We start from the raw sequence: 21206 nt of genomic DNA, 5'->3' as shown, positions 1-21206 counted from the left end.
AAAAATCACCCCATTGTTATTATGTTAAATCCTTCTACTCGAACGCGCTATTGTCACTTGACAATTACTTGATTGACTATTTTTAATAATCATTGCCATGTCCTCCACAGTTGGATTGTTGAATATTTCTTGAATAGTTATATCCGTGTTAAAATTACTTTTCACGCGTGAAATAATTTGAAATGCTTTCAAAGATTGTCCTCCAACCTCAAAGAAGTTTTGAGTAACACCTATTGAATCCTTATTTAAAACATCTTCCCAAATTTCCAGAAGCTTTTTTTCTATATCGTCTTTAGGTTTTACTAATGACAATTTTTCATCTCTTATCTCCGGAGTAGGTAATGCCTTTATATTTACCTTCCCGTTTGAATTTAATGGTATTTTATCTATTTCTACAATCATTTCAGGAATAACTGATAAAGGCAACAATCCTGCAATTTTTTTCTTAATTTCAATATGAATTAGTTCATCATCTCTTTTATAATTTTCTAAAACCACATAAGCTATTAAATATGTTGTATTCGTCTTGAGTACTTTTGATCCATCTATCACCACTGCATTTTTTACGTATTTTAATTGCTTTATCACTGAAGAGATCTCACTCAAATGTACCCTTACACCATTAATCTTAAGTTGATCATCCAACCTTCCTTTAATCTCTAAGAGCCCGGCAGAAGTAACTCTTCCTATATCACCAGTCCTATATATCATATCTTTACTCATAGAGATAAACGGATTTTCAATAAATTTATCCTTATTATTTGCTTTATCAAGATAACCCTTAGTCATATAAGGGGTTCTAATGACAATTTCACCTATTTCTCCAACTCCACAAACTCTATTTCCCTTCATAATAAATATCTGGGTATCGGAAATAGGCTTTCCGATTGGTTGTACACCTTCTTGAGTATTATCTATTACATGATATGATTTTGCCAACGTTGTTTCAGACGGACCATATAAGTTTACAAACTTGTAGTTACCTAAGAAAGCACCTTGGCTCTTATTAATAAGTATTTCAGTAAGAGGTTCACCTGCCGAAAAGATCCATCTAAGCTTACCTAAATAATATTGGAAACGGTTTTCAGCAATCCATGCTTCTAAAACAGACGGAACTGTATGAAAGAATGTAATTCCTTCACTTTTCAACCAATCAAAAAGGTAATTTAAATCATTTTTCTTGTTTTGATCGGGAATAACTAATGTAGCACCACTGATCAATGGTAGAAAAATATCCCTAATGACAACATCAAAGGATAAGCTAGTAAATTGCGCTCCCTTATCCTCTGCGCTTATACCAAATGTATCTTTCTGCCACTTAAGAAAATGAGATACTCCTTTGTGATCTCCCACAATTCCTTTGGGGGTTCCAGTGGATCCTGATGTGAAGAATATATAGGAAGGGTCCTCACCATTTACATCCCTCTCCATTATAAATTCATCTAAGTTTTTATCTTGGGACTCCTCAAATAAATAAACATCCATTCCATCTGCTTTAATGAAATTTCCATTTACATCAAGTATCTTTTTTACACCTGATCCACTTATCAGAAGTTCTTTTCTCCCTCTAGGTAACTCTTCATCAATATTAACAAGGACGGCCCCAGCTTTAAAGATCCCCAGCATACCAACAATTGCCTTATAGCTCCTTTCTCCGTACAATGCAACAGGCTCACCTTTCCGTACCCCTTTATTTATAAGAAAGTTCGCTAACCTTGCTGAATCTTGAGACAAATCCTCATATGTTTTGTTGGCTTCATTATGCTTAATCGCAACTTTATGCAAATTAAGCTTTACTTGCTCCTCGAATAATTCTATTAGTGTGTCATTCGGACCGGTGGCAATTGTTTGAGTCGGATCTGGAATATACTTATCACTGTCTCCATCAACTAACCTAAATTCAGCAACTTTTTTGGTTTGATCATTCAATATTTGTTCTAATATATTGATAAATTGATTCATAAACACATTCATTGTCTCCGCCGTTAAATAGGCTCTCTGATAAACAATATTAAATTTCAATTTATCTCTTTTTTCCTCAATATACAACGTGAACAGAAATTTGGATTTGGAATCTTTAAATTCTATTGGTTCATAACCAATTTGATCGTATACACCTTCAGAAGTTTGACTCACATAGTTAATCATTATATCAAAAAGCGAATTATTATTTGTTCTGTTTTTTTGTGTTTCTTCGATTACTTTTTCATACGGGATATCCTGGTTTTCAATAGCCGATAAAATTGTTTTCTTTAGCCTGTAAAGCAATTCTAAAAATGTTGGATCCCCACTCAAATCTGTCCTTAGGGCTAACGTGTTTAGAAAGCATCCTATCAAATCATGCGTTTCTCTTCTCGTTCTATTTGCTATTGGTGTACCTATTATAATGTCTTCCTGATCAGTATAACGATTCAACATGATTTTAAAGGCAGCGGTGATAACCATAAATAAACTCATTTCATTTTCTTGAGCGATCTTTTTCAGGCCCAAAGATAGTTCCGTATTTAGCTCTTTTTTCACCTCACAACCTTCAAATGATCTTTCTTTACCCATCATCTTATCCAGAGGAAACTCTAAGATCTCAGGAGAGTGATCTAATTTATCCTTCCAATATACTAATTGATCGTCATACACCCCCTTTTCTATTTGCTCATTTTGCCAGACAGAATAATCCGCGTACTGGATTTCAAGATCCTTTTCATCAAGTTGCTGATCGTTAGCAAGTTTGATGTAGTTATCCAAAAGTTCATTTATAAATATCTCTATAGACCATGCATCAGCAATAATATGATGAAATGTAAGATAAAGTACACTTTCGTCTTGATTCAAATGTAATAATTTCACCTTAAATAAAGGACCTTTTTCTAAATCAAATACAAAGCTACTTTCTTCCTTGTACACATCATTTATCTTCTCACCTATTTTGGAACCCTTAGAGCAACATTGCTCGTAATCAATGCTCATCTCCAAATTACCTTCCACGCATTGTTTGAGTTGATTGTCTATACTTATAAAACTTGTTCTTAAAGATTCATGCTTAGAAATTAAGTAATCAAGACTCCTAGATAATATCTTAATATCAAGTTTCTCTGATATCCGGTAAGCCGTTGGTATATTATATAAAACATTATTAGACTCAAATTTATTCATTATCCACAGTCGTTGCTGAGAAAAAGATACAGCTGATTTTCTCAGCCCGTATCTTTTAATTGTATTACTTCTTTTGTTACAACTTGATCTGTTGCCTAATTTCTGTTTTAACAACTCTTTCTTTTTATCGGATAATAATCCTAATCTGTTCATGATTTCACCTCATTAGTTATTTAACACTAACTCTACTTCTTCTTCGTTCATTTCTATAACTTGAAGTATAGTTTCCGATGTAGATGCAATATCTTGAGAAGCATCGGAGTTACTCAAAAGAAATTCAGATAGGCTTCTCACACTTGCATTTTCAAAAAAGTCTTCTATCATTATTTCTACCTCGAATAACTCCATAATTTGACCAATGGTTCGAGTGACTAACAATGAATTACCTCCTAAATTAAAAAAGCTTTCATTGGTATCTTTTATTTCAGCACCAATCATTTCTTCGAATATCATTTTTACTACTTTTTCTGTGTCATTCTCAGGCAACTTAACTTGATTACTTATTTCTGGGTCCGGCAAAGACTTCACATCTACTTTTCCATTCAAGGTAAGAGGAATACGACTTAAAGGGAAGAATTTTGAAGGCACCATATAATCTGGCAGCTGACTCTTAACCGCCTTCTCGACATTCTTCAAAGAACCTTCATTTAACACAACATAACTAACAAGGTACTTATTACGCTCGTGTCCCTGGAGAACAACAACACATTCTTGAACACCTTCCACAGCATTAATTGTTTCTTCAATTTCACCTAATTCAATTCTGAATCCTCTCAATTTTACCTGGTTATCATTTCTCCCAAGATAATCTAACTCTCCATTATCTAGTAGCTTAACCATGTCGCCAGTTCTATATAATTTCTTTTCATGACCAAAAACGTCCACCTCAATGAATCTTTCTATAGTTAAATCATGTCTATTCAAATACCCTTCTGCTAAACTTCTTCCCCCTATATACAGCTCCCCCCTAACTCCTATAGGAGCAACATTCAAGTTTTTATCTAATACATATACTTCTGTGTTATTAAGAGGTTTTCCTATTGTCGGTTTGACGACTTCATTATCATCAAAATGTTTCACTGTCGCCATAATTGTAGCTTCTGTAGGTCCATAGGCATTAAATAAATTTGTCTTTTCAGACCATCTTCTCACTATTTCTGTCGTACATGGCTCTCCCCCACTAATAACTACTTCTACTGATGGAACATCGTCAGGCCCCATTCCCTTTAGTACAGGAGGTGGTAAAACAACATGTGTGATCTTTAAGTCGTTAATCGTCTTAATTAATGGATTGAACGGTAAAATATCTTCATTATCGCTAATACATAGTGTTGCTCCATTTAACAAAGCAGAAAATATCTCCAATACAGAGGGATCAAACCCTAATGAAGCGAATTGTAGTACTCTTTTCCCTCTCTCTACACTTACTATTTTACAAGTAGCATTTACTAATTCAACTAAACTTTTTTGGCTAATCACAACTCCCTTAGGTTTACCAGTTGATCCAGAAGTATAAATCACGTACCCTGATGAGCTTGGTAGCGATGAGTCTACTACATGAGAATAACCGTTGTTTAAACGATTCTCGAGAGCGTCCAATTCTAATAAATGTATATTACTAATTGATTCTACATTTTCTTTTAGTTCTTCGTCAGTAATCATATAGCTGCTCATAGAGTCTTCTACTATAAACTTGAGTCTTTCATAAGGAACTTTGGGATCTAAAGGTAAATATTTCTTTCCAGCTTTTAGCACCCCTAAAATAGCAATAATCATTTTGTGTGAGCGATTAATATGAATTCCTATAGGAGTAGAATGTTGACTGATTTCCTTTCTACATAAATTCATAGCTACAATATCTGAACGCTCATCCAATTCTCGATAAGTAATCTCTTTCTCATAATACTTTAATGCTATAGCATCTGGCTGCTCTTTAACTATCTTTTTAAACTTATCTATTATATTTTCTGAATTTCCCCCTTTTTTGCTCTCGGTTGTTGATGGAGCGCCAGAATAATCCTTTATTTCTTGCATTTCATCTGACGATACGATACTTAATGTTTTAATTCGATTATATTCATCACAAGTGATGTGATCTAGTAGCTGAATAAAGTTACACGCAATCCTTTTAATAGTTCTTTCTATAAACAAATCTGTACTATATTCAATCGTACAAGCTAAACCTCTGTCTTCTTCAGTAATAAGTAAAGATAAGTCAAATTTAGATTTCTGATTGTTAACCTCATTAATGACCAATTCTAGATCTGAATTTGTATACTTCATCTTGTATGCATTCTGAAAGACAAACATGACTTGAAATAGTGGGTTCATACTTAAGTCCCTATGAGGGTTTATTTCTTCTACCAATTTATCAAAAGGAACATCTTGATTTGAGAATGACTCTAATAATTGCTTATTCATTCTTTCTAGTACACCGAGAAAAGTATCATCATCATTTACGACAGATCTAATTGGTAATGTATTCACAAAAAATCCGATGATGTCCTCCAATCTACTGTACTGCCTGTTAGCTACTGGTGTGCCGATAACGATGTCTTCTTGACTCGAATACTTATATAGCAATATGCCAAATGCAGTCAATAAAGTAGTATATAAGGTACAACCATTCTCCTTACTTAATCTCCTTAATGAATCAGAAAGCTCTTGTGAAATTGTAAATTCATATCTATTTCCCGAGTTTGATAGTTTTTTAGGTCTAGGTTTATCCGTCGGTAAGTCTATTTTTGGACTAGTACCCTTTAAATATTCTTTCCAGTAATTAAGCTGTTTTTGAGCTGAATCCGACTGTAAGTAATTATTTTGGTATCTAACATAGTCTGTGTATTTTACGTCCCGTCGTGACTGATTACATTGTTTGTTGATAATGATATTTTCGTAGTTATCCATAATTTCATTAAAGAAGATGTTCATTGACCACCCGTCAAATACAATGTGATGAAAATTAACTATAATATGATTAGTTAGATTACTGCTGCTTATTATATGAATCCTCGCTAGTGAATCTTCCGAAAGATCGAATTCATAATTAGATTCTATGTTTTTTAAATTTAAAATAAAATCATTGTCTAGATCTGAAATTAAGCTTTTATCATGTAGATAAATACAGTCACCTTCTGTTCTACTTCTAATCACTTGTACTGGTGTGTTATTCTTTTTGATAAAATTAGTTCTTAACATATCATGTCTCAAAATAACATTCATAATACTCTGTTTTAAAATAAGAATATTTAGGTTACCCTTAATTTCAGCCTCAAATATCACATTGTATACAGCAGGATCATTTTCCATTTGGTTCAAAAACCACAATCTTTTTTGGGGATACGAAAGCACCTCATATTCTCTACGCTCCCCATTCAGTAACTCTATCTTTGAAACATTCTCCTCTCTTAACTGCTCATTTATTAGACTGGCTAGACTATCTATTCGTTTAGCTTTTAAAATGTCACTGATCTTAATATCAGTTTTAAAATTTTCGTATATTCTAGTACATATTTGTGTTGCTATTAAAGAATGTCCCCCCAAATCAAAGAAATTGTCTGTTATGCCTATTACATCTGTTCCAAAGCATTCATTCCAAATGCCCACCAACTTTTCTTCAGTATAGTTTGTAGGACTGACGTAATTAAAGACGGTCTCATTAGATATGCTAGCTAATTTCTCTCTATCTACTTTTCCATTGGATGTGAGTGGAAAGTCATCTACTTTTACACATTGAGATGGTATCATATAACTTGGTAAAACATCTCCCAAATATTTTTTTACCTGATCACTGCTTAACTCACCAATAAAGTAAGAAATAATTGATTGATTATCGTTAGCATCATTCTTAATAATGGTCACTGTATCCTTGATGCCCGATATATCCCTCATTTTATTTTCTACTTCTCCTATCTCTATCCGGAACCCTCTTACTTTTACTTGATCGTCTTTTCTTCCAATGAAGTCAATGTTTCCATCCGGTCTCATCCTAGCAATATCTCCTGTTCGATACATTGTTTCGCCCAGAAAGAACGGATTTGGCAGAAATCTTTCCGACGTCAATCCCGGTTTGTTCAGATAGCCTTTCGCAACGCCATCTCCGCTGATATACAGCTCTCCGGCAACCCCAACTGGTTGCAATTCCTGACGATCATTCAAAATATAAATATGAACATTGTGAGCTGGCTTGCCGATTGGAACAGAAGATTGGAGATCCCGCCCAACATCATATTGATAAACCATGCATCCTACGACCGCTTCTGTTGGTCCGTACTCATTATAAATTTCTATTTTACCGTCAAATTCTGCAGTAATTTCTTTAGCCAATTCAGTTTTTAAATCTTCTCCCCCGACGATCAAGCGTTTGATGCTTGACCCACTAGCACACATGTCCTTCACAAGTCGTAAATGGGATGGAGTCAATTTGACAACGCCTGCTTGTTTGTCTCTGAACACTTTTCGAATCAGCGGTTCCCCGTCATCAGTATCCTGATAAACAATCACTCGATTTCCTGAGACTAGAGGCGTGAATATCGATGTTATCGTTAAATCAAAGGCAATGGATGAATAGAAGGCAAAATCGAGCTGTTCATCTCGGACATATACATGGTCAGCCCACATAATATAGTTTACCAAACCTCGTTGCGTGATCATCACCCCTTTCGGTTTACCTGTAGAACCTGACGTGTAGATGATATAGGCGAGGCTATCGACCCCACTGATCGGTTCCAAATTGTCAGCTGGGAAACTGCTAAAATCTCCATTTAATTGGATGACCTCTAAAGGAAACCTGCTCGTCTTCTTCCCGCTATCCACAAGAATGATTTCCACACCACTATCTTGGAACATATATTTGATCCTCTCTTCCGGATAATTAGGATCAATCGGTAAATAGGCTCCCCCGGCTTTGAGAATACCCATGATTGCGATTATCATCTCCGGTGAACGTTCTGCCATGACGGCAACAATCGTGTCTGCTTTGACTCCTCTCTCCCTGAGGTACCCTGCGAGCTGATTTGATTTTGCATTGAACTCGCGATAACTCAATTTATCATTGCCGCAGACAACTGCAGCAAGCTCTGGGGTTTTTTCCGATTGTTCCTCAAACAGCTGGTGAATGGTTTTATCTCTTGGATATTCGGCTTTCGTATCATTCCATTTGTACAACATATTATTTCTTTCGCCTTCCGAAAGGATAGTAATATCGTTTAATAACTGAGCTTCATTTTGGACCACTTGTTCAATAACTTGTTGAACATGTCCTTTGATACACGCTATGATATAGTCGTGATAGATATTTCCGTTGTAAATCAATTTAATGACCAAATGGTTTCCTGGAAACACCAAAATATTAAATCCGTAACTAGGTTGTTCTTCCACATGAGTTTCTTTAGAGATAAAACCCGCATAACGCTTGTCGCCTTCAAATCCATTCTGATCAACCGCGTATTCTTCGAAAACCAGGATATGATCTAACAGCTCTCTTTTTAATTTGCTAAGCGACTGCACTTCCGACAAATTCATGTCATGATACGTTCTTCCTTTCAAAACCTCTTCCTGAACGTTTTTGATGACATCTTTAAAACTTTGATCCTTTTCGAACCTAATTCTCGTCGGTATGGTATTGATTTGAGATGCTAATTTATTTTCGATTCCTACTGATTTTGTATCTCTTCCGAAAATGACTGTACCAAATACAACATCATCCGTTTGGTTATACCTTGCCAGCAACACCCCCCACATACATTGTAAAACAGTATGAAGGGTGACATTGTTCCGCCTGGCGAGCTTCATAATCCGACGGGTCAATTGTTCAGGAAACTCTATTATATCTTCCTTTCTATTATGTTGCGTGTTTTCGGGTGAACTTGTCAGAATCGAAATCGGTGATTTTTCAACAAAGCCCGATAAATAATTTCTCCAGTACGCTTTTGCATCTTCTTTGTCCTGTCGCTCCGACAAATAGTTATTACCAATGCCGTTAACCATATTATATGATTTGTTTTTTCCACTATCTTTAAACATATATTATTCCATCTCCTTATATCTATATTAAAAGATCACCTATAGTAGTTTTTAAAAGTGTATTGAGCCACATCAAGTTATCATGTCGTCGATCTATCTATTTGTTGTTTCATTAGTTCCATTTACTTCCTGTTAATTCGGCTGTTAACCTGATAGTTGGTTTTACTACAGGCAGTGTTGGCGTTGGAGGACGAAATAAGGGCGTCACCTCTACTCCTGGTTGACCCTATTCATCGGGCGCAAGCTTCTGCATTTCCAATACTTGATTCATTTCTTTTTCACCTTTTTTCGTCACCATTTTAACGCTGGAAACCTTCCTACTACTTATCTCGTATTGTTCTTGTTGTCTCGGTTGACCAATATGTTCTTGTCATCACCGTTGGTCGATATACTCTCTGGTCATTATTTAAAAGTTTTTGAAGATCTAATACTTGGTTCATTATGATTCACCTCCTTCTACATATATATTTGAATATCATTCGGCCATTCATACTATAGAATCCCACTGTCCGCCAAATTACATCTGTTGTTAGATAATTGATTAACCTTTTCTGCCCATTCTTGGTAAGCATCCTCTTGATGACTGAAATTTAATTGTTGGTCCTATTACAGTAGTGGTTACTTCTATATTCATTAATGGTTGACCTTTTCCTCCTCGTCACTTCCGTATAAGAGCTTTTGTAGTTCCAATACTTGGTTCATTCTTGTTTCGTCTAGTGGTTCTAAACTTCGTAGTAACAGTACAGGTAGCTAAAGGTATCCCGCCAATCGGGGTTGCTCGTAATGCTTCTGCAACTGGTTGACCTGATCCCATCTCATCACTTCCGTGTGGAAGCTTTTATAGTTCTAATACTTGATTTATTCTTATTTCACATCCTCCTACTAGTATTATTTTAAGCACTTTCCTATAGTGTATCAATAACGATTGTGCCTTCTTCATACCATATAAATGACTTTCTCGTATACATTTCTTTTTTATATCCTCATCTTGTGTTAAATAGTGACACGACCCATTCATTCACTAAAATAGATTACTTCTCTTCATCACGAACAATACAAATCGTTTGATATTCAGCCGTGAAGTGATCTATCAAAACCGATTGTAAATCATCGACCGTAAGCGCCTCTAACGTCGGTACAACATCAAACAAATTCATAGCATTAAACTGATATCTCGTAAACTCTTTGGCGATGAAGTTTGTAGAATTTAATGATCGCAAAAAAACACCAATTTTTTTCTTAATCGCACGATTTGCTTCTTCATCGCAAAAGCCAGATTTCTGATACATTTTAACTGTTTCGGTAATTATTTCTACCAACCGATTCGGGTTGTGGCTATCACCACTGATCATTGAAAAACCGAATCCCCATTCTGCTGTATAATTAAACGCAAGTGAGCCGTGAATGTCCCCTTCTTTATAAAGGGACTGATACGCTTTTGAACTTGATGAAAACAATATATCCAACACCACTTGAATTGCAAGTTGACGTTTCAGTAAATCTTTTCCTTGCCGTGTAGGCTCTTTTTCTTTGTAACCAACAGTACATGTCGGCATTTGCACCGGCATTAATATCGTCCTTTTTGCACAATGGGCAGGCGTGCCCTCTGGTATCACACGACGAATAATTTCTTCACGTACAGGAAACACCTTTGCAGCTTGATTTTCACGCACGAGCGTCATAAGTGATGCCGGATCAACGGGGCCAACAATGAACAGCACCATATTACTTGGGTGGTAAAATGTCTCATAACATGTATACAGATCTTCTTTTGTGATTTCTTTAAGTGATGAAAGATTTCCACCAACATCTATCCTCACAGGATGTTCCTCAAACATGTTTTCAATCACACCAAAGTAAGCACGCCAGTCAGGGTCATCAGCGTACATGATAATCTCTTGTGCGATGATCCCTTTTTCCTTATCCACTGAGTGATCTGTAAAATAAGGCCTTTGCACAAAATCTAGTAACTGTTTTACGTTCTTTTCAATTTGCTTCGTAGCAGAAAATAAATAGCCGGTTCGTGTAAAGCTAGTAAAGGCATTCGCAGCCGCTCCTTGCTCACCAAATGTATTAAAAACATCATCGTCTTTACCATCAAACATTTTATGTTCGAGGAAATGAGCAATTCCATCTGGTACTCTTATCGACTCTTTCTGTCCGCGCGGAACAAACACGTTGTCAATTGATCCGTATTTGGTTGTAAAGGTCGCAAATGCCTCATGAAAACCTTCCCTGGGTAAAATGTAAACATCCAACCCATTTTCTAATTGCTCCTGATATAATGTTTCACCTAATTGACGATATTCTATTCTCTTCATTCCTCTTCACCTTCTCTCGTCAAGAAGTAAATGGTGTCCAGTTCCCACTTATTCGCTGCTTGAACAACCTCTTCTTTTGTTACACTTCGGATCATTTCCGCGCCATCTAACAAAGAGCTATGATGACCAAAAATGATTTCGGAATACACAAGATCAACAAACCCCATTGCAGTATCAACAGAACTCCACAATTGGTTCATTAACACTCTTTTTTCATGTTCCATCTCTCTCTGTAAAACCCCCCCGCTTCATCGCTGCGACTTGTTCTTTAATTATTTCAACAGCTCGATCATACTTCTCAAGATCAATTCCAGATATTACCGTTAATACACCTTTGTGGCTCTCTAATTTAGAATCAACATGATAAGCAATATTTTCTCTCTCTCGAATATTGACAAACAACTTTGATGAGGGAACCACTAAAAATACATTTCACCACTCGCATTGCTTCATAATCGTCATCCATACACGTTGCATACGTGCGATACCCCATATATAACTGGCCTTGATTCACTTTGTCCTTCTCAAAAACTACGTTCTCTTTTATCACCTTCTTACCACTAGTTGATATATGCTCCATTTGGCGTTCTCGAACCTGGCGCTTTGCACCAAAAACGTAGCTACCGTTTCCTTTGCTTGAATCTCGTCAAAACAGCCTACAATAAATAAATCCATCCGATCGTGCGCGAGCATCTTTTTGTATACATCATAAATGTCTTCAGGTGCTAGTCTGTCTAAATCTTCTATCCGACCGTATTCAGGTACGCGATCTAACACTCGCGGGAACATTTCTTCTTCCATACGTAAAGAGGCATAAGCCATCTTATTATCATATATCGCTTGGAGCTGTTGTTTCAACGATCGCTTCTCTTGCTCAACAATTTCCTTCATAGAATACACCATTTCCTTGTTTCGGCCCAGTCAGAACCTCAAATAACAAAGAGAGTGCTTCTTGAAATAGTGACACTTTGCCTGATAAAAACCGCTCAGATGGTACATCTACCTGAACCGTGATGATGTGATGCCCACCTTCCTTTTGTACACCTGCTGAACGTACAGCACCATACATGTCATCATGCTTCTGATCAATTATTACATGATCAGAATAATCCTTTGTTCCACTTTGAAAAATATCTGGAATAAGTGCCTTGGCGTCACAGTTTCTATATCAAGGGTGCCCTCAACATTAAAATAATGGAAGTTGTTTTGAACTTGTCCGTTTCACATAAGTGAAGATGCGTATCACCAAACCTATGCGATGTCATTTTTATATCCTTCATTCATACACATCCTGTTCTGTATAACATAATACTAAAATCCCGAATGCAGCACGGCTATAGGATTCATTTTGGATTTTTTCTAACTTCATACCTAAACAATCTCCTGCAATGACCTCAAGTTCTGTCCATTAACAAACTCCGCATATTTTCGATGTGTTTCCATCAACTCATCATGGTTGCCAGCACCAGTCACTTGTCCTTGATCTAGGAAAACAATTTTGTCTGCATTTCTGATCGTTGATAAACGATGTGCAATGACTAACGTTGTACGATTTTCCATCAAGTTATACATCGCCGACTGCACAGACCTTTCACTCTCGTTATCTAGGTTTGCCGTTGCCTCATCAAGCAATAAGATCTTTGGATTCACCATAAAAGCACGCGCAATCGCAATACGTTGCTTCTGTCCACCTGATAACTTGATTCCTCTCTCACCAACGATCGTATCATATCCTTCTGGGAGATTACTGATAAAATCATGCGCATTTGCTAATCTTGCATAATGCATCATGCTTTCTTCATCATCGTCCTCCATCCCGTATAAAATATTTTCCCTAATCGTTCCACTCATAATCGCGCTATCTTGCATCACATAACCAATCATTTTACGCCAATTTGATAACGGAATATTTCCTACTGGAAACTGATCATATGAAATCATACCCTTACTCACCGTATACATCTGCTCAACTAAATGAAAGAGCGTCGTCTTCCCTGCACCTGAAGGACCTATAATAGCGGTGACTTGATTTGGTTCGGCAGTGAAAGAGATATTTTTTACTACATCGGATTCTCCATTATATGAATAAGAGACATTTTGAAAGCTCAGTTGTCCGTGTGGCACAAAGAAACCCTCATCATACTCATCTACCTTCTCTTCTGCCAATGAATAGATCTCATGCAACCTTTTTGTCGCTCCTGAAGTTGCTTTATACTCCGTAAAGAAAGAGAAAACTGAACTTATAGGGACGATTGCTTGTATGATATAAAAAATAACGGCTACAAAAGTACCTGGCGTGATCGTTCCATTTGTAAGACGCAATCCCCCGTACCCTACTAATACAAGCACAATTAACATTAATGTTGCGGATATGAGAGGAGAAACAATTGATTCTAGCTTTGCTGCTTTTAAATTAAGCCGAAATAAATTTTCTCCTGACTTCATCACACGCGTATATTCTTTTTTTTCACCACTGTAACTTTTTACAAGGCGCATCTCTCCTAAGACACGACTTAAATGCCCAATAAAACGCGCCATTTCATTTTGTGTTTTTTCCGCAACTGCATACGTCCATTTTCCTACAGGCAAAATAATGATCATTAAAATCGGTACCATCACTAATAATGCCAGTGTCAATTTCCAATCCAAAATAAATAAAAAGACCACTGATCCAATGACAAGTAGTACTTGTGAAATAAATTCAGGTATACTTCTAGACACAAAATTATTTAATGTCGACACATCATCAGTCAACCGACTGACCGTTTGACCTGTCTCGTTGTTGTCAAAGTAACTAATAGGTAGTTTCAGTACATGCCCCCACATTTTTTCTCGCAAACGGTAAATTGTATATTCACCTATGTAACACAGCATATAATATGAGGTGGCGCCTAAGGCTACATTAAATAGAAACACCCCAACTAATAAGAATACTTTAGCAACATCAATATTACCATCAGTAAAAGAATCAATAATGTTTTTCGTAAATAATGGAATGAGTAGCCCTAAAATCGCCGTGATTATCGCCAACGAAAAGGTACCAAAGACTATTTTTTTTGGCCATTTTATAAGCCGTATTAAGGTAAATAGATGAGACCTGTTCATTTTATATCTCCTCGTATAATATGTTTAGCCCCCACCGAAGAAGGGCCATCCTTAAGCAATTCATTCTCCCGATGTGTCCTTCGGACATTCGATCTGGATCGTCATGAACGCCCCACGATATCTCTAGATAATGGTCTTAGGATCATTTGGGACAATTCTTTCGGTCTTGCTTCCTTTATGATCACCTTTTTTTATCTTTCTTTCAGCGGTATATATCCCTCCACTATTAATAAACCGCAATGGCTTCTCAATTGTATACAAATCGAGCTGGCTACTTCCTCCGTCATTGTGGTTATCATTCATGGTGGATCATAGTACTCCGACCCTGGTTTCAAATAATAGTGATAGAGCATGTCATTTTTATCTTACATAAAATCTCCCCCTAAAAAATAATATAAACCTTATAGATAGTGCATTCTGCTTACAGTTAAATACGACTAAATCCCCCCACACACTCAGGCTCACTTACTTATTCAGTAAGTGCAATCATTATGTTCATTATCATGATATAGCTTCGCCCATTCACCCAAATTGTTCTATACACTACCTCAGAATTTTATATCTCCTTCATTCCATAGCTAAGAATACATCTCATGAATCAGTTTATTTACCTCAATTAAGACATAGCTTCGCCCATTCACCCAAGCCCTGCTTCGCGCTACCTCAAATTTTTATGTCCCCTTCATTTCATTAACGAGCCGAAACATCGATTAACGTCCTTTAGGATCTTGTCTGTTTGTCTGGATGGGCTACACTTAACTGGACAATAAAGATGAGGGGTAGCGGTCCTGTTTTAGGGAATATTATTCGAAAAAATAGGAAGCTCGAGTTAAACGACTTAACTACTCTCCCTCAGACATCAATGCTAAATGCACCATGCGAATGCCAAATTATGCCTAGGAAGTGCCCAATGGGCGACGAAGTCTCTTGTATCTTTCTTCATTCTCTCAAGCATCTCGAGCGCCCCTAGAAGAACGCTCTATTGCATTCATTGTATTCCCTGATACTCTCAAACCGCCCCCAACACCTCATTCTCTTCCATCTTAATCAACAAATTAAACCCAAACGCCAGTACCCGCTTCATTAACACATCAAAAAAGATTTTATCCAACAACGTCATCTCATAGCAATTATATAATTCTAAGCAGATATACTCATTCTCGTTTTTTTCAAGGTAATGTTGCAGCTGGTCAATTAATAACGTGAAGCTCGCCTTCATATTTGGCATATAAGCGTCGTCTTCGTCAACTTGTAAGATAAGCGTGGTACTTGGTCTCTCCCGAACTACAAACTGACGAACATCAGGATAAATCCGGGCAACGGTATCATAATGATCGATAAAGTAATCTTCTTTATTCTCCACCGCAAGGAAAATATGCTCTGCTAAGGCAAACACACTTTCACAGCCATGGTGATACTTTGAAAAGAAAATCGGAAACGTTTTTGTTTTTGTGTTCATTGATAGTCCCCTTTTCATTTATAAGCATTTCAGATAAACGATATATCATTGTTCATAATTAATGAGCAACTTCGCTCATAACAGATAATATTTCTACACTCATATCCATTTCTTGGTTATTGCCCATGAACGTAAACACGACTTTAGCCCGCTTCTTGCGCTTATTCACTCTTTTTATTAAACCTTCAAACCCTTTTAGTGGACCAGAGCGAACAGCAACACGCGCATTCTCAATATAAATCTCAGATACACCTATATTTTCGCCTTCTCTCGTAAGTCCTAACAATAACTCCATCTCTTTCGCAGGGATGGCGCTAAAGCACTCGCTTTGTGTCATCACATTAGCAGCATCTTGTGCATCGTAATCAAGATGATAACGGCGAGTGTTTAATAAATGGAAACAACCTGGGGTTGCTTTTAGGCGGTTGTATAAATCTATATTCATACGGGTTTGCAGGAGCAAATAACCCGGAAATAATTTTTTTATTACTTCATGACGTATCCCTTGACGTCTTTCCCACATTTTCCGTCTTGGAATGAGTATTTGCTTAATATGCTCACTTAAGTATTTACCGATCAAGCAGCGGGCTTGTTCTTCTCTCCCTGATCGCACGTATAAGGCATACCACAAAGATTCCATAGTTCCCGCCTCCCGCAATTCATTTTCTAGAAGCTATCTAGGAGAATGCTAATTGCTTTTCTAAACGTAGTAAACGCGCTAACTCGTCTAAAGCCTCTCCTTTTACCCGGTGATAATGTCGGTGACTGATTGAGAAATTTCTCGCAATTTGTTGCACTGTTATTTTCTCTCGGTGGAAATTACGTAAGAAAAATAGTTCGCGCTCTAATTGTGGTAGTTTATTTAACGCTTTCAATATGTTGGAAGTTTGTATACATTGTTCCTCACTTAATATTCCTTGTCTCACAGCAGAAACTATTTGTTCTTCTTTCCAATCGAACTCAAATATTTCGCTCATGTGTGGCATCTCTTTTTGATCTAATAAATCAAGGTTTTCACGACATTCTTGCAGTAGTTTATCCACTTTTTTACGCATTCTCTACTCCTCCTTTTAATATCGACAAGATTTTCTTATCTCTATAAAATATAAACGCAGTGATCAACGATCTCACCCCTATTCGACAAATACGCTTACTTCTCTACGCTGATCATGTCCCACCTTCTCGAACATTGTAGCACGCTATGTTTAATAGAGCAATACAATTGCCTAAAGTGTGCACAAAAGTGTATAGGGAACATTTGTACACAAAATGAAAAAACACCTGTTCCCAGGTATTTTTTCATTTACCTATGCCCTTCTCCCCCGCGATGTTCCGCGATCAGACGCGCTTTCATTTGCCGTAGTTCATCCGACAACGCGACACGGTATACTTCCGGGACTTCCAATCGTAAATATTCTTCCCAAAAACACTGCTTTTGCTGTTGGTGATACTGACGAACCGTTTGCAAAGTTGGGACCTGGTACACAAGCTTTCCTCGCTGGAAAATCGATTTGTGCAAGAGCGTTGCTTCAAAGTTTCCGACTTTCTTCACTTTAAGGGGATTCGTCGGGTGCTTTAATGTGATTTCTTGCTGCTCTTCTAGCGTTTCGTGTTCAAGACAAATGTAATCGCCTTTCGCCATACCATCTTTACCAAATAAACGGTACACTTTTTTACGCCCTGGGTTTAAAATCTTTTCCATGCTCTCAGAAATTTTAATAAGGGCAATCCAGTCATCAAAGGTGTACACACCACGCTCGAATTCGTCTGCAAACGGACGGCGGGCAACAATTTTATGCACGCCGCCGAGCGCTGGATTGTCGTAGGCGGTAATGTATTTCGTGCCAACGCCCCAAATGTCGATTTTTGCGCCTTGTTGCTTTAAAGATGCAATCGTATATTCATCTAGGTCATTCGTGGCAGCAATTTTGACGTGCTGTAATCCAGCTTCATCAAGTCGTTTGCGAACTTCTTTTGATAAATAGGCGAGGTCACCGCTATCGAGGCGAACTGCTGCCATGTCGTAGCCTTTTTCCGCAAGGGCATGAGCCGTTGTGATTGCGTTCGGTAAGCCGCTACCGAGGGTATCGGTTGTGTCGAGGAGCGGAATCGTTTTTTCTGGAAACACATCCGCGTACGCGAGAAACGCTTCCAGTTCAGATGGGTGGAACATAATATAGACATGGGCTTGGGTGCCTGTCACCGGCACATCAAATTGTTTGCCTGCTTTCACATTGCTCGTCGCTGCAAACCCAGCAATGTACGCCATTTTGGCACCGTACACACTTGCGTCGCGTCCTTGGGCGCGGCGCTTGCCCATTTCCAGTAATGTGTCCTCGCCGGCAATCGTCTTCATGCGTGAACCTTTCGTTAGGACGAGTGATTCAGCGTTAATGATATTCAGTAGCATCGCTTCGATCCAAATGCATTCCCACACCGGCGCTTCAACTCGGATAAACGGTGTATTGGGAAAAATGAGGTTGCCTTCTTCCACTGCATACAAATCACCGCTGAACCGGAGCTTGCGTAGATCTTCTAGAAACGCCTCATCAAAATTTTCTGGTCGGGTACGTAAGTAAGCAATGTCGCTCTCGTTAAAGTATAAGTTTTCAATCGTATCGATAAGGTGACCTAAACCGCCGAAAGCGACGTAGCCACCGAGTTCCCCAGTCACATCACCAACCGCTTTGACAAACGGGGCTTTGCGGTAAAAGTCATCAAAGACTACTTCGGTTTTATGTAAGCCTTCTTTCCAGAGCGCGTACATCATTGTAATCGCATAGTAGTCAACATCGAGGGCGTAGTCTTCGGCTGGATTATAGTATGGCGTCACGTGAAAGTGCGTACCTTCACAAGCAAGGCATGAACGGTTTGCCACTTCCTCATTGGAAAAGTGCGGCTGATCACAATTGGTACAAATATGTATGTAGCGGAATTTTGTTGGTTTAACGTAGTCAAAAATCGTTTTATCGGGTTTCATCACATATCATTCCTTCACATTTGTTACGAAAACACCGCCGCGGTTTTATCCGCGACGGACGACCATTTTATTTCAGTACTTCTTTAATTTGCGCGAGCGCCCAATCAAGCTCTTCTTTTGTAATGATGAGTGGTGGGGCAAAGCGGATCACCGTGTCATGTGTTTCTTTGCACAGTAAGCCGCGTGCTTTTAATTGCTCACAATACGGGCGCGCTGCTTCAGTCAACTCAATGCCGATAAACAAGCCGCGTCCTCGTACTTCTTTGATGCTTGGATGCGTCAATTTTTTCAGTTCGGCCATGAAATAAGCACCTAGTTCTTCTGCTTTTTCAACGAGTCTTTCTTCCTCTAATACATTGAGTGCCTCAATGGCCACTGCACAAGCAAGTGGGTTCCCACCGAATGTCGAGCCATGCGAGCCGGGTTCAAATACACCTAATACATCGCTATTGGCACAAACAACGGAAATTGGCATCACGCCGCCACCGAGTGCTTTTCCTAAAATGTACATGTCTGGCTCGACGCCTTCGTGGTCACAGGCAAAGCGCTTGCCCGTACGTCCAAGTCCGGCTTGGATTTCATCTGCGATCATGAGCACATTTTCTGTACTACAAATATCACGAACCGCTTTTAAGAAGCCGTCTGGTGGAATGATGATGCCTGCTTCTCCTTGGATTGGTTCAAACATAAAGGCAGCCGTATTCGGTGTGATTGCCGCTTTTAGCGCGTCGATGTCGCCGTAAGGAATGATTTTAATGCCTGGTAAGAGTGGACCAAATCCGCGTTTGTATTCTTCACTCGACGATAAAGATACGGCCGCCATCGTCCGTCCGTGGAAGTTGTTTTCACAAACGATGATTTCCGCTTGATTGTCTTGTACGCCTTTGACATCATATGCCCAACGACGTGCCGTTTTAATGGCAGTCTCGACCGCTTCTGCACCGGTATTCATCGGCAACACCATATTTTTATTCGTCCACGCCGCAATTTTTTCGTAAAATGGTGCGAGTTGATCGTTGTGGAATGCACGCGACGTGAGCGTGACGCGCTCCGCTTGTTCTTTCAATTTATTGATGAGGCGCGGGTGACAGTGTCCTTGGTTTACCGCAGAATACGCACTTAACATATCCATGTAGCGGTTGCCTTCCGGGTCTTTTACCCATACCCCTTTTGCTTCAGAAATGACGATTGGTAGTGGATGATAGTTATTTGCACCATATTTTTCTGTTGTTTCAATAATCGTTTTTGTTGCTGTCATCACGAACGCCTCCTTATAAGTATGTTTTGCCGAGTAGTGATGCCGTCAAGGCCACTGCAATTTCCGCTGTTTTGTTCTGCTCATCCAATAGTGGGTTTACTTCCACAACATCAATGGATGTGATCAGTTCTGATTTGGCAAGCATTTCAAACGCGAGCTCTGTTTCTCGGTATGTCGGGCCAGCAGCAACCCGTGTGCCCGTCCCGACTACTTCACGCGCATCAAGGGAATCTACGTCAAAACTAATATGAACACGGTTTGTTTTTGCACGCAAGTAAGCGATCGCTTCTTGCATAACCGCGGCCATCCCTTTTTCATTGATGTATGGCATTGTATACGTTTGAATGCCGTGCTCGCGAATCAGTTTCTTTTCTCCCTCATCGATTGAGCGCGCCGCAATGAGGACGACATTTTCTGGCTTAATGAATCCACCGGTAAAGAGGCTTTTTAAACGCTCGTGCCCGATGCCCAGCCCAGCTGCAAGTGGCATCCCGTGAATATTGCCAGATGGAGACGTTTCATCTGTATTTAAATCAGGGTGCGCGTCATACCAAATAACACCGACGTTCGGATCATGCTTGACAACCCCGGCTAATGTACCGAGCGCAATGCTATGGTCACCACCAAGCGTAATCGGTAGCGCTCCCTCTGTCAACATCTCATACACTTGATCGCGCACTTCATTTGTTGTTTCAACAATCGCGCGTCCGTTTTGCAAGCCATCTTCTTTCCCTGATGCAGTGGACGGCACAATGTCGCCTTTGTCGATGACGGTTGTATATAATGTCTTTAACATATCAATAAATCCGGCGTGCCGCAATGCTTGCGGCCCAAGATCGACCCCACCGATGCCTTGACCGAAATGCATCGGCACCCCGATAACGGAAATGGTTTTATTTTTCATTCGTT

General features: G+C 38.7%; 15 protein-coding genes. All 15 read right to left on the bottom strand.

What is annotated here, in order from left to right:
• Positions 1-24: 24 nt before the first annotated feature.
• Positions 25-3303 carry a non-ribosomal peptide synthetase gene (locus BLT29_RS10565; RefSeq protein ID WP_090776292.1) on the bottom strand — a complete coding sequence of 1093 codons (3279 nt, stop codon included), beginning with the start codon at positions 3301-3303 and terminating at the stop codon, positions 25-27.
• A gap of 12 nt (positions 3304-3315) precedes the next feature.
• Entirely contained in the window at positions 3316-9174 is a 5859-nt protein-coding gene (locus BLT29_RS10560; protein ID WP_090776291.1) for a non-ribosomal peptide synthetase, read from the bottom strand.
• 633 nt (positions 9175-9807) lie between these two features.
• Complete coding sequence (locus tag BLT29_RS14045; RefSeq protein WP_218124004.1) at positions 9808-9876, bottom strand: class III lanthipeptide; 69 nt, start codon at positions 9874-9876, stop codon at positions 9808-9810.
• Positions 9877-10205: 329 nt separating this feature from the next.
• A complete protein-coding gene (gene yfmH / locus BLT29_RS10555) occupies positions 10206-11495 on the bottom strand; it encodes an EF-P 5-aminopentanol modification-associated protein YfmH (RefSeq protein ID WP_090776290.1) in 1290 nt (429 codons plus the stop codon).
• Positions 11492-11719, bottom strand: a complete 228-nt coding sequence (locus BLT29_RS10550; RefSeq protein ID WP_090776289.1) for a hypothetical protein — start codon at positions 11717-11719, stop codon at positions 11492-11494. Before BLT29_RS10550 ends, yfmH begins: the two co-directional genes overlap by 4 nt.
• A complete protein-coding gene (locus BLT29_RS10545) occupies positions 11709-11915 on the bottom strand; it encodes an insulinase family protein (protein WP_090776288.1) in 207 nt (68 codons plus the stop codon). The genes BLT29_RS10550 and BLT29_RS10545 overlap by 11 nt, the downstream gene beginning before the upstream one ends.
• 126 nt (positions 11916-12041) lie before the next feature.
• A complete protein-coding gene (locus tag BLT29_RS10540; protein ID WP_090776287.1) occupies positions 12042-12386 on the bottom strand; it encodes an insulinase family protein in 345 nt (114 codons plus the stop codon).
• Positions 12370-12564, bottom strand: coding sequence for a hypothetical protein (locus tag BLT29_RS10535; protein WP_090776286.1), 195 nt, complete (start codon positions 12562-12564; stop codon positions 12370-12372). Before BLT29_RS10535 ends, BLT29_RS10540 begins: the two co-directional genes overlap by 17 nt.
• Positions 12565-12866: 302 nt before the next feature.
• The gene (locus BLT29_RS10530) at positions 12867-14525 is read right to left on the bottom strand and encodes an ABC transporter ATP-binding protein (RefSeq protein ID WP_245701227.1); all 1659 of its coding nucleotides are present in this window, start codon (positions 14523-14525) and stop codon (positions 12867-12869) included.
• A 1084-nt stretch (positions 14526-15609) separates the two neighbouring features.
• Entirely contained in the window at positions 15610-16059 is a 450-nt protein-coding gene (locus BLT29_RS10520) for a hypothetical protein (RefSeq protein ID WP_090776283.1), read from the bottom strand.
• Positions 16060-16117: 58 nt separating this feature from the next.
• A complete protein-coding gene (gene loaP, locus BLT29_RS10515) occupies positions 16118-16699 on the bottom strand; it encodes an antiterminator LoaP (RefSeq protein WP_090776282.1) in 582 nt (193 codons plus the stop codon).
• A 37-nt stretch (positions 16700-16736) separates the two neighbouring features.
• The gene (locus BLT29_RS10510; protein ID WP_090776281.1) at positions 16737-17114 is read right to left on the bottom strand and encodes a hypothetical protein; all 378 of its coding nucleotides are present in this window, start codon (positions 17112-17114) and stop codon (positions 16737-16739) included.
• A gap of 248 nt (positions 17115-17362) precedes the next feature.
• A complete protein-coding gene (locus BLT29_RS10505; RefSeq protein ID WP_090776280.1) occupies positions 17363-19039 on the bottom strand; it encodes a nicotinate phosphoribosyltransferase in 1677 nt (558 codons plus the stop codon).
• Positions 19040-19106: 67 nt separating this feature from the next.
• On the bottom strand, positions 19107-20297 hold the full coding sequence (locus BLT29_RS10500; protein ID WP_141769885.1) for an ornithine--oxo-acid transaminase: 1191 nt from the start codon (positions 20295-20297) through the stop codon (positions 19107-19109).
• A 13-nt stretch (positions 20298-20310) separates the two neighbouring features.
• A complete protein-coding gene (rocF, locus tag BLT29_RS10495; protein ID WP_090776278.1) occupies positions 20311-21201 on the bottom strand; it encodes an arginase in 891 nt (296 codons plus the stop codon).
• Positions 21202-21206: the final 5 nt, after the last annotated feature.

Source organism: Shouchella lonarensis (assembly GCF_900096965.1).
Classification (GTDB): domain Bacteria; phylum Bacillota; class Bacilli; order Bacillales; family Bacillaceae_D; genus Shouchella; species Shouchella lonarensis.
The sequence above is the reverse complement of the archived record's forward strand: the minus strand, read 5'-3'. Positions and strand labels throughout refer to the sequence as shown.

Coding starts and splice junctions, on each gene's coding strand:
- BLT29_RS10565 (WP_090776292.1), bottom strand. CDS start 3,303: ATGAACAGATTAGGATTATTATCCGATAAAAAGAAAGAGTTGTTAAAA.
- BLT29_RS10560 (WP_090776291.1), bottom strand. CDS start 9,174: ATGTTTAAAGATAGTGGAAAAAACAAATCATATAATATGGTTAACGGC.
- yfmH (WP_090776290.1), bottom strand. CDS start 11,495: ATGAAGAGAATAGAATATCGTCAATTAGGTGAAACATTATATCAGGAG.
- BLT29_RS10550 (WP_090776289.1), bottom strand. CDS start 11,719: ATGGAACATGAAAAAAGAGTGTTAATGAACCAATTGTGGAGTTCTGTT.
- BLT29_RS10540 (WP_090776287.1), bottom strand. CDS start 12,386: ATGAAGGAAATTGTTGAGCAAGAGAAGCGATCGTTGAAACAACAGCTC.
- BLT29_RS10535 (WP_090776286.1), bottom strand. CDS start 12,564: ATGTATGGTGCTGTACGTTCAGCAGGTGTACAAAAGGAAGGTGGGCAT.
- BLT29_RS10520 (WP_090776283.1), bottom strand. CDS start 16,059: ATGAACACAAAAACAAAAACGTTTCCGATTTTCTTTTCAAAGTATCAC.
- loaP (WP_090776282.1), bottom strand. CDS start 16,699: ATGGAATCTTTGTGGTATGCCTTATACGTGCGATCAGGGAGAGAAGAA.
- BLT29_RS10510 (WP_090776281.1), bottom strand. CDS start 17,114: ATGCGTAAAAAAGTGGATAAACTACTGCAAGAATGTCGTGAAAACCTT.
- BLT29_RS10505 (WP_090776280.1), bottom strand. CDS start 19,039: ATGAAACCCGATAAAACGATTTTTGACTACGTTAAACCAACAAAATTC.
- BLT29_RS10500 (WP_141769885.1), bottom strand. CDS start 20,297: ATGACAGCAACAAAAACGATTATTGAAACAACAGAAAAATATGGTGCA.
- rocF (WP_090776278.1), bottom strand. CDS start 21,201: ATGAAAAATAAAACCATTTCCGTTATCGGGGTGCCGATGCATTTCGGT.